The sequence below is a fragment of the Acetobacter sacchari genome (assembly GCF_017377715.1).
GTDB classification, from domain to species: domain Bacteria; phylum Pseudomonadota; class Alphaproteobacteria; order Acetobacterales; family Acetobacteraceae; genus Acetobacter; species Acetobacter sacchari.
In genome coordinates this window covers 1-10,022 of sequence record NZ_JAFVMF010000045.1, presented here as the reverse complement: position 1 = coordinate 10,022, position 10,022 = coordinate 1, and the positions used below count along the sequence as shown (strand labels likewise).

9 protein-coding genes are annotated in these 10,022 nt (G+C 60.2%); 2 read left to right on the top strand and 7 right to left on the bottom strand.

Features of this window, described 5'->3' with window-relative positions; all coding sequences use genetic code 11:
- Positions 1–367, top strand: a 367-nt coding sequence (locus J2D73_RS19965; RefSeq protein ID WP_207884143.1) for a transposase, incomplete at its 5' end; no start/stop codon positions are given.
- Positions 368–434: 67 nt separating this feature from the next.
- Here J2D73_RS19965 and J2D73_RS19960 read toward each other — a convergent pair.
- The 3 genes from J2D73_RS19960 to J2D73_RS19950 all read right to left on the bottom strand — a co-directional run bounded on the left by J2D73_RS19960 (position 435) and on the right by J2D73_RS19950 (position 3,501).
- Positions 435–1,328, bottom strand: a complete 894-nt coding sequence (locus J2D73_RS19960) for a DUF4123 domain-containing protein (protein WP_207884142.1) — start codon at positions 1,326–1,328, stop codon at positions 435–437.
- A gap of 147 nt (positions 1,329–1,475) precedes the next feature.
- Entirely contained in the window at positions 1,476–2,723 is a 1,248-nt protein-coding gene (gene tyrS, locus J2D73_RS19955) for a tyrosine--tRNA ligase (RefSeq protein WP_207884145.1), read from the bottom strand.
- Between the two features lie 112 nt (positions 2,724–2,835).
- Entirely contained in the window at positions 2,836–3,501 is a 666-nt protein-coding gene (locus J2D73_RS19950; RefSeq protein WP_026398848.1) for an alpha/beta hydrolase, read from the bottom strand.
- 603 nt (positions 3,502–4,104) lie between these two features.
- On the opposite strand from J2D73_RS19950, the gene J2D73_RS19945 reads away from it, so the two are divergent.
- The gene (locus J2D73_RS19945; protein WP_408736868.1) at positions 4,105–5,235 is read left to right on the top strand and encodes a cysteine desulfurase family protein; all 1,131 of its coding nucleotides are present in this window, start codon (positions 4,105–4,107) and stop codon (positions 5,233–5,235) included.
- Positions 5,236–5,481: 246 nt separating this feature from the next.
- On the opposite strand, the gene hpnK is transcribed toward J2D73_RS19945, so the two are convergent.
- The 4 genes from hpnK to J2D73_RS19925 form a co-directional block, all read right to left on the bottom strand.
- Positions 5,482–6,327 (bottom strand): hopanoid biosynthesis-associated protein HpnK, encoded by an 846-nt coding sequence (hpnK, locus tag J2D73_RS19940; protein WP_207884141.1) that lies wholly within the window; start codon positions 6,325–6,327, stop codon positions 5,482–5,484.
- Between the two features lie 89 nt (positions 6,328–6,416).
- Entirely contained in the window at positions 6,417–7,841 is a 1,425-nt protein-coding gene (gene hpnJ, locus J2D73_RS19935; RefSeq protein ID WP_086643840.1) for a hopanoid biosynthesis associated radical SAM protein HpnJ, read from the bottom strand.
- Positions 7,842–8,012: 171 nt separating this feature from the next.
- The gene (gene hpnI, locus J2D73_RS19930; protein ID WP_207884140.1) at positions 8,013–9,215 is read right to left on the bottom strand and encodes a bacteriohopanetetrol glucosamine biosynthesis glycosyltransferase HpnI; all 1,203 of its coding nucleotides are present in this window, start codon (positions 9,213–9,215) and stop codon (positions 8,013–8,015) included.
- A gap of 76 nt (positions 9,216–9,291) precedes the next feature.
- Complete coding sequence (locus J2D73_RS19925; protein WP_207884139.1) at positions 9,292–9,936, bottom strand: ABC transporter substrate-binding protein; 645 nt, start codon at positions 9,934–9,936, stop codon at positions 9,292–9,294.
- Positions 9,937–10,022: the final 86 nt, after the last annotated feature.

Below are 10,022 nucleotides of genomic sequence, written 5' to 3'. Positions count from 1 at the left end.
TGGCGTCCACATCCAGAGCTTGAATCACATCAGACCGATTTTCCAAACAGACTCTCAGATGATCCTGGATGCGATCCGCAAGCGTTGGCCGTGGGTGAAGCATCTGTTCGCCGATGGCGCCTATGACCGCTTGAAGTTGATGGACAAGGCGACTTATCTGGATTTCATCGTCGAGATTATCCGCCGCCGTGACGGAACAAAGGGCTTCGAGGCGTTGCCGCGGCGCTGGGTGGTCGAGAGGACCTTTGGCTGGATGACCCGCTGGCGCCGGCTCGTGCGTGATTACGAGCGCCGCGTCGACGTGTCACAGGCCATGATCTTCGTCGCCATGGGCGCCAATCTCATGCGCAGAAATGCTCACCCGTGATTTTCCAAACAGGCTCTGAGTGCGTTGTTTGCTTGCTCTGATTTCGATGAATTTGAGTTGGGGGGCATTAGTAATCCCCGTTTGTTTCTAATAAATTTATGAGTTCTATTGTGTATTTTTTTATTTTTTTATCTGAATATTTTGTATTTTCAGATATTTTATTTTTTAATTGAGAATTCGTATATATTTTTCCATGTGTAATATACGATAAAAGTGACAAGCAGGAGAGCCCTGACTGAGTTTTTAATCCCCATTCAACCCTGCGACTCTCAGCCGCATCGATTAGTTCTAACAGCCATACATCCGTTTCATTCTGAATTGATATCGGTCCGCAGTCTCGTAAAAAACGCAAAACAGGACGGTAGTGTCGACGTTTGTTTAAATTTTTAGTGATGATTTTCATTTGTACGGAGTTAAACGTCAATGTGCCCTTTTCGGCGTCAGGCCACTCCACGCGTCGCTTGGCTTCCATTGCTCCTTCTGGGCTATGCAACAGGAATGACTTTGCCGGGCCCATAACTCTGGCGCGCTGAGCAGGTGTCATAACAGGCATCGTGATCGCGACAGTAGCCGGGTCAAAATGGCGGAACACGCACATCTCAGTCTTCGGATCGCCTGGCTTCTGCTCTTTTTCAGGAACAGGTAGCCGCACCATCGTCAGGCTTCGAAGATGCCGATAGAACGCCATCTCCTCGACGCCGGGCGCGTTCCAGAATACGCCGCCCGTCGTAATGTCGGGCAGGGACAGCAACAGTTCCAGCCGATCGTGCGGCGCCATGATGAATTGGGGGCTGGTACGTTGGATCTCTCGATCGGTCTGTTCAAGAAACAGGGATCGAGGTTTGAAGCTTGCGTTTTTCAGTAGTGAGGGAAGGTCGTCAAACAACGCGCCATCGAACGCCACGGGAACTGGTGCGTCCGGCCAGTCGAACAGTCGTTTGCGAAATTCCTCAGGGACCAAGGCCTCCTCTCCATCGTCAATTTTATTTTAAGAATAAGACGATGGCGAAGAAAAGCGGAGTTTCACGACCAGCAGGGCCGGATCATGAAACTCCGTTGAAATGACGATAGAAACGTCGAGAAAGTATTTGCGTTGCGCTTGCAACAATCAGGCGTCGCTTCGCACCAGCACATGATGCTTCTTGCCCGAAGACAGTTTGATCGCGCCATCGACCGCATCCGCCAACGAGACGATCAGCCCCTCATCCGTCACCGCCACGTCGTTGACGCGCGCACCGCCGCCGCGGATCAGGCGCCTCGCCTCGCCGTTGCTGGCGACCAGACCAACCTCGGCAAAAATACGGAAGGCCGGAATGCCTTCGGCAAGGTCGGCGTGGGGGAGTGTGCGCGTCGGCAGTGTGTCCACATGCTGCCCGGCCTCAAACACGCGTCGTGCGGTTTCGGCCGCTTCCTCGGCGGCGGCGCGTCCGTGACACAGGGCGGTCGCTTCTGTGGCGAGGATCTTCTTTGCCTCGTTGATCCCGGCTCCTTCAGCGGCGGCAAGGCGATCGCATTCATCCACCGGCAGATCGGTGAAGAGCTTGAGAAAGCGGCCCACGTCCGCGTCCTCGGTATTGCGCCAGAACTGCCAGTATTCGAACACAGGCAACCTTTCTGCAGACAGCCAGACGGCTCCCTTGGCGGATTTACCCATCTTGGCGCCAGAAGATGTGGTCAGCAGCGGTGCGGTCAGGCCGAAAACCTGCTTGCTGTCCGTGCGGCGGACAAGGTCGATGCCGGAGACGATATTGCCCCACTGGTCCGATCCGCCCATTTGCAGCGTTACGCCGTAGCGGCGGTTCAGTTCGCGGAAATCATAGGATTGCAGAATGGAGTAATTGAACTCCAGGAACGTCAGCCCCTGTTCGCGCTCAAGGCGAGATCGTACGGAATCGAATGACAGCATGCGATTGACCGAGAAATGCACGCCAACTTCACGAAGCAGTTCGATGTAGGGCAGGTGATCGAGCCAGTCGGCGTTGTTGGCGAGAGCAGCATCGGATGGACCGTTCCCGAAGGTCATGAATTGCTTCAGATTGCGCTCGACGCCTGCTGCGTTCGTCAGCAACGTCTCGTTGCTCATCAGCGCGCGCGCTTCTTCCCGGAACGACGGGTCGCCAATTTTCGCGGTTCCGGCGCCAAGAAGGGCAACCGGTCGGTGACCATGTTTCTGCATGAGTCGCAGCAGCATGATCTGCGTGGTGTGGCCTACGTGGAGGCTGTCAGCGGTGGGATCGAAACCTATGTATCCCGCTACCGGTCCTGCCATCATCGCGGCGTCGAGCGCCGCGACGTCGGTGCACTGATAGAGATATCCCCTCGCCGTCGCTTCCCGCAGGAACGGGCTGCGGAACATGTCGGGGGATACTGTATCGGGCTGGGTCATCTCAGTCTGGTCCTGATCGTCTGGCGCGGGGAGGTCTACCACGCCAGACGATCAGGAGAAACCGCCGCAGCCCGAAGGAGTGTCAGTCGGCGGCCAGCGGCATCGCGCGACGCGCCATGACTGTGCCTACATGGTCTTCAAGCGCATCGGTGACCTGCTCGGCCTGATTGGCGAAGATGTGGTCGGCTTCGGGGAAAATCCGATAATCGACAGTGACGTTCTTCTGCGTGTTCAGCTTGTCGACCAGCTTGTGGATGGCCGGTTCCGGCGCCATGTCGTCCTTGCCGCCAGCAATCATCAGGCCGCCGCACGGGCAGGGAGCGAGGAAGCCGAAGTCATAATGAGCGGCCGGGGGCGCGACGCTGATCCAGCCGGTGACTTCCGGGCGACGCATCAGAAGCTGCATGCCGACGAACGCGCCGAACGAGTAACCTGCGATCCACAGCGCGCTGGAGTTCGGGTTGACTGCCTGCATCCAGTCGAGGGCCGCAGCTGCGTCCGAAATTTCGCCAATGCCGCCGTCATAGCGTCCCTGCGAACGTCCCACGCCGCGCGAATTGTAGCGCATGACGGAGAAACCCATTTTCTCGAACGAGCGGTACATCGCGTACGTGATGCGGTTGTTCATCGTCCCGCCATGCAGCGGGTGAGGGTGCAGAACCAGCGCCAGTGGCGCGTTGGGCTCGCTGGAGTGATGGTAACGTCCCTCTAGGCGGCCGTCGGGGCCGGCGAACATAACCTCAGGCATTATGGTTCCACGATTCCTGGTGGCCGTCCCTGGGCATGACGGTCGCCGTGTTAAAGGTGGTCGCCGAACGGGTGACGATGCCTCGCCGATCCGTCGGGTTCGAATGTAAAGTCACGAAACTTGGTCTCTTCGCGGCGGCGCGGCGAAAGCGAGGCCTCGCACTGCATGACCGCTCAAAGACACTTGCCATTCCCTATTTGGGGCCGGGCTTACGTTGCGCGAGATGCTTATTCAACAGGGGAGATCTGCGCGCGATGCGCCGCCCCCGCCGTTTCCATCACGCGGGGAAGTCACCCGGCCGGATCGCCTGGCGACGAACGGCGCGGGCGAGCCTTGCTGGCGTGATGCGCCGTGAGCTTGATGGATGGTAAGAAGGAGGTTGACTCGAACGCACGAACGTCCATGAAAGGTACTCCTCCTGCTTGGCGCTGCATTCGGCGTCTCGCCACTCGTTAAGGTTCTTCAAGAGCGCCTTTTGTTTGCGCCAAATCGTGGCTTCGAAGCAACATATATCTGCGAGTTCACGGTAATGGCTACAGAAAACGTACAAAAGCGTGAGAGAGGCGCGGGCGGACAGGTGCATATCTCGTCCGTGCGACGGTCGTGAACTCCTCGCCGAAAACTCCTGCATCGGGTCTGTACCTCGACGCGAATGCGTCTGAGCCTGTACGCCCGGAAGCCTTGGAGGCAATGGTGGAAGGCGCGGAAATCACAGGAAATCCCAGCTCTCCGCACCGGGCGGGGCGCGTTGCGCGTGCGGCGCTGGACCACGGTCGCCGTCTGGTGGCGGAGCGGTTCGGAGCGTCCGCCGAGAACTGTGTGTTCACTTCCGGGGGGACCGAGGCGAATCTGTTGGCGGTGCGTGGCCTTGGGGCTGGTCGGACGCTTCTTGCTGGCGCCACGGAACACGACGCCATCCGCCGCGCGTCAGACGACTCCACTGTGCGCACGATTCCCGTTCTTCGGGACGGAACTCTGGATCTCGAAGCGTTGGAGACGCGCTTAAGCGAGGCTGGCCAAAATAGCGCGCTCGTTTGCGCCATGCTGGCGAATAACGAGACTGGCGTATTGCACCCGATATCCGAGATAGCGACGCTTTGCCGACGATACGGCGCACGTCTTCATGTGGACGCCGTGCAGGCAGTGGGCAGAATGACGTTTGACCTCGAGTCTTTGGAGGCGGACAGTCTGGCGATTTCTGGACATAAGTTCGGCGGACCAAAAGGAGCCGGGGCGTTGCTGCTTGCGGGCGAAGGGGCGGCGCCTTTGACGCCGGTACAGGTTGGTGGGGGGCAGGAACGTGGCCGTCGCGGCGGCACGCCAGCTCTTCCCGCTATCATGGGTATGGCAGCGGCGCTTGATGCTGCGTCGACGCGTCCCAGAGACCTTGCGCCCCTCCGCGACGCCATCGAGATTGCCGCGCGAGCGGTCGGCGCAACCGTCTGTGGCGACGGAGCTCCTCGTCTGGGCAATACGACGTCTCTGGCATTGCCCGGAATCAGGAGCGAGGCCCAGTTGATCGCGCTTGATCTGGACGGGGTCTGCGTGTCGGCAGGATCTGCGTGTTCCTCAGGAAAAGTGGCGACGTCGCATGTTCTGGAGGCGATGGGACTGGGCGATCTCGCCGGATGTGCGGTACGTGTCTCGCTGCCCTGGAACACGCCGGATGATTGTGCGGAGATTTTCAACGCGGCATACGCGCGTCTCGTTTCACGGCGACGTCGCGACGGATAGTGAGCGCAGGAGGCGGACCTGAGGTCAGGAAACTGCTGTAATGTATGTGGATTTGAAACGTGTCGTGGTCGGGCGGCTCTATCGGTCGCGCTTCCTGCGCAAGGGTGTCGACGCTCCGTAACTGGCTTTCACTCGTTTCGTTAAATCCGGTCGTTCAGCACGCAAGAACGCCCGCCACGCTGCGTTTTCAGAACCTGTTGCGCATAACTCCGTTTAAGCTGTCCGATATGCTGATCCCGCAACGCCTCAGTAAAGATCGTTCCAGCCGATCAGGCGCGTGCAGGAATGGGCCAGCCCGGCGCGGAAACCGGGGCTGCACAGGGCGGCCAGTTCCGCTTCATGTTCATAGTCGGGCATCAACCGGCTTATCAGCGTATTTTTGCTCGTGGCGGGATGAAAATAGATTTCCGACACGCCTTCCGGCAAATGCGCGGCCAGGGCCGCCACGCGGCTCGGCGTCATATGTCCGCTCCATGCGAGGCCGAAGCACCAGTCGTTGGTGATCATGCCTGCTTCGCGGGCTTGATGTCGAAGCAGTGCAGTCCAGCGGCGTAGCGCCGCGTCGCCCAGAGTGTCGGTATAAATCCCAGCCGCGTAGAGCGGCTCTAAAGGCTCCAACGGCACGCGCACCGCTCGCAGGCCGAATTTCTTGCCGATCTCGATCAGCAATGCCCCGACGGTGGGATGGAGATGCATATGTTTGTGGGCGTTCGCGTGGTCCAGGCGTAGGCCAGTGCTTCGAAACGCCTCAAATTGCGCAGCAATCTCGGCGGCGAGTTCGCGCCTGACAGATGGGCGGAAGAAGTACTCCACACCCAGGCGAAGCTGGTCGGACGGGAATTGCCCGTCCTGAGCCACCAGCAGGGGGATGTCGGCGGGCGGTAGCGTCGCTGGCCCTTCGATCGCCACCAGATGGAGACCGACGCGAAGATCTGGCAGTCGGCGTGCGCGTTCGACCGCGTCGTCGAATGCCGGGCCCGCGACCATCAAGCTGGCTGTGGACAACAGACCGTCGCGATGAGCGATTTCGATTGCTTCGTTGACCTCGACCGAAAGGCCGAAATCGTCAGCGGAAATGATGGCGCGCTTCATAATTTAGCGGCGCGTCAGGGGGAGGCGTTGGCCCACCCGCTGCCAGCTCTTTCGCGCCGGGCGGCGGGCGGTGGTCGGCCTCCCGCGCATCAGGCCGCGCGACGGTCGCGCAGGAAGTGGAAGAACTCCACGCCTTCGCGCAGACGACGCTTCATCATCTGCGGGCTGCGCACCATCTCGTTGACGATCGACGCGATCTTCGGCGCGCGGAAGTAGAACTTCCGGTAGAATTCATCGACGCTGTTGAAGATTTCGGTGTGCGACAAATGCGGATAGTGCAGCGGGGCCATCTGCACGCCGTTCTCGTCGATCAGTTCGGCGTGGGATTCGTCAAGCCAGCCGTTCTCTGTCGCCTGCTTGTGCAGGGCGGTGCCGGGATAAGGCGCGGCGAGGGAGACCTGCAGCGTGTGCGGGTTGATCTCGGTCGCAAACTTGATCGTTTCCTGGATCGTCTCCTTCGTCTCGCCGGGCAGGCCGACGATGAAGGTGCCGTGGATCTTGATGCCGAGTTCGTGGCAGTTCTTCGTGAACTCGCGCGCCACTTCGACCCGCATGCCCTTCTTGATGTTGTGAAGGATTTGCTGATTGCCGCTTTCATAGCCGACCAGCAGCAGGCGCAGGCCGTTGTCCTTCAGGACTTCAAGCGTCTTGCGGGGAACGTTCGCCTTGGCGTTGCACGACCACGTGACGCCCATCTTGCCGAGTTCCTTCGCTATCGCCTCGGCGCGCGGCAGGTCGTCGGTGAAGGTGTCGTCGTCAAAGAAGAACTCTTTCACCTGCGGGAAATACTGCTTCGCAAGGCGGATTTCGGCGGCGACGTGCTGCGGGCTGCGGGTGCGGTAGTTATGGCCGCCGACCGTCTGCGGCCACAGGCAGAATGTGCAGCGCGATTTGCATCCGCGACCCGTGTAGATCGAGATGTACGGGTGCATCAGATAGCCGATGAAGTAGTCTTCGATCCGAAGGTCGCGCTTGTAGACCTCCGTTACGAACGGAAGGCTGTCCATGTTCTCGATCATGGCGCGGTCGCGGTTGTTGACGATCACGCCTTCGCTGTTGCGCCAGGAAATGCCGTCAATATCCTTGAAATCGCGGCCTTCGGCGACGTCTTTGATGGTGAAATCGAATTCATTGCGCGCGACGAAATCGACAGGCGAGGCCTTCAGCAGGCTCTCTTCCGCCTGAACAGCGACCTTCGCGCCGACCATGCCAATTTTCAGGTTGGGATTGGCATCTTTTAACATTTGCGCCACCTGGACGTCCTTCGCGAAGGACGGCGTGGAGGTGTGCAGGACGACCAGATCACGATTCTTCACGTCGGCGAGAATCGGCTCCATGCCCATGCGCGCGGGGGGGGCGTCGATCAGGCGGCTGCCCTCGACCAATGCCGCAGGCTGGGCCAGCCATGTCGGATACCAGAAAGACTTGATCTCGCGCTTGGCCTGATACCGGGAGCCGGCGCCGCCGTCGAAGCCGTCGAATGACGGGGGTTGTAGAAACAGGGTCTTCATCATGGCGGGCGGTCCTTGCCGAATTGGAGCCGAAGCGAGTGGCGGAGATAGGGTAGTCGTCGGAAAATGGGGTCGCGACGACACTGACTCAATACCGGAGGCGCTTGCATAGCGGTTTCGGGTATCGCTGTCATGCCGCAGGGAAAAAACGACCCGATGCGGGAGACGCTGCTTCTAGTCCCCCGTCGAGATGGGAGGGGGAATGGCGTTAACGGGAGAAGCGTGGGTTGATCCCGCGACGTGTCCGGACACATGCATCGTGTGTCCGCGCCAATCGACCCGCGTGCCGGTCATGCTGCTCGCCATGATAATCGCCGAGAGCCAGTCGCGCGGCGCGAGCAGCAACAAGGGAACGAGTGAGCGCTGACCGACGCAGCGATCCATGACGAACGCAGCGACGGCGCGGAAGCCGTAGCACCAGAGAAACAGGATGAAGGGCCAGGATGCGTGCGGCTGCAGCACGACGGCCAGCGTGAGCCATAGAAGGGGCAACTGAATCGACGATGCGAGATAGCCAACCGGCGCTAACGCCCGCACCGTGCGTCCCCACCGAAGCTCATGGCTGTAGAGCGCTGGCAGGCTGTCTTCCGCGATGGTCGTCCAGGTCATGCAGCCTGCGATTGCGATGTCCTGACCCTGCGCCCGAACGAGACGTCCCAGCACCGCGTCGTCCGCCACATGCGCGACCAGCGCCTCCAGGCCGCCGACCCGGTCGAGCATGGATCGAGTGAGGGCCATCGTTGCGCCAAGGCAATCCTGGCGTCCCAAATACCGGGATAGCAACACGCCCGGCAGGAAATTGTGGTTGATCTGACAGGCCGACAACAGTCGCGGTAGTGCATTGCTGGCGGGTAGCCCGGCATAGAGGGTCGTCACCAGACCGACATTAGGCGTCTGGAACGCAAGGACGACCTGTCGGAGATAATCTGGTCCGACATGGATGTCGGAGTCCGAGATGACCAAAATTTCATGCTTCGCGTGAGGAAGCATGTTGATCAGATTACTGACTTTCCGGTTTTCCCCATGAAGCGCGCCGTTGACGACGAGGCTCATGTCGACGCCGGGATGGCGAGCCTGCAGACGTCGGACCAGTTCAATGGCCGGATCGTTGGCGCGCTGGACGCCGAATACGATTTGCATCGCGGGATAATCCTGCGTGCAGAAGCTTTCCAGCGCTTCATCCAGCAGTGGCTCGTCGCCATGCAGCGGCTTGAGAATCGTAACCGGAGGGAAATCGGAAGGCTGTTGCCGCCGCCGCTCGCGCGCGCAGAAACGCGCGACGAGCGCGGTTCCCAGCGCGGCCTGCACGCACCCGGCCAACCCGAGCGCTGCGCTTCCGATTGCGGCGGCCTGAAGGACCGAAAACGCGCCGGTCATACGGGCGCGGCATCCCGCGGCGCGTTTTGCAGTGTGTGCTGGTCCGGTGAGCGATACGGCCGGCGCATAATGGGGTTCAGTCCTCGGAGAAACTTTTGACCTTGCGGTTCAACACATCGACCAGCCCGCTGACGCCGCCAGAGGCGAGGGTGGAGCCGAAATCCGCGCGTTGCGCCGCCGCCTGACTAATATGCCCCTCCAGCAGAACGTCAACGATCTTCCACGAGCCGGCTTCGGGCCTGACGACATAGTCGACCTCCGTTCCGGGCATGTTGTCTTCCGAGCCGATATGCGTCGTGACGATTTTTTCGCCGCCGATCGGAGAAGGGCGGGAGCCGGGGGCGAGTGTGAACCGTGCGCCTGAGCCGCGTTTGAAGTTCGATAGATAGCGGGCGACGGTGTATTGGCGGAACGTCGCGAGCAATGTCTGCTTCTCCTGATCGGAGAGCTGCATGTAGCGCGCCGCGCCGATGGACGAACGCAGCACGGCCTCGAGATCGTAAGTCTGATCGATCACCGGCGCCAACGTCTGCATACGTGCGTCGAATGCGCCTGAGTCTTTTTGCTGAATCTTGTCCAGCGCCTGGTCCAGCACGGCTACTGGCGTTGTTTCGTCGACTGCCGCCTGTGCGCGGGCAGCGCAAAGGCCGAAGGAGACAGAGATGGCCAGCGCCGCTGCTGTGGACAGGGCGCGATGCGCGGTCGGACGGATATCGATCATCAATTGGCTCCTGAAACCGTTTTCTGGGCGACGCTCTGGGTTATGTTTGAGTTGATACCGAGAGCGTTGAGTGCGGTTTTGACGAT

Coding starts and splice junctions, on each gene's coding strand:
- tyrS (WP_207884145.1), bottom strand. CDS start 2,723: ATGTTCCGCAGCCCGTTCCTGCGGGAAGCGACGGCGAGGGGATATCTC.
- J2D73_RS19925 (WP_207884139.1), bottom strand. CDS start 9,936: ATGATCGATATCCGTCCGACCGCGCATCGCGCCCTGTCCACAGCAGCG.
- J2D73_RS19950 (WP_026398848.1), bottom strand. CDS start 3,501: ATGCCTGAGGTTATGTTCGCCGGCCCCGACGGCCGCCTAGAGGGACGT.
- hpnJ (WP_086643840.1), bottom strand. CDS start 7,841: ATGATGAAGACCCTGTTTCTACAACCCCCGTCATTCGACGGCTTCGAC.
- hpnK (WP_207884141.1), bottom strand. CDS start 6,327: ATGAAGCGCGCCATCATTTCCGCTGACGATTTCGGCCTTTCGGTCGAG.
- hpnI (WP_207884140.1), bottom strand. CDS start 9,215: ATGACCGGCGCGTTTTCGGTCCTTCAGGCCGCCGCAATCGGAAGCGCA.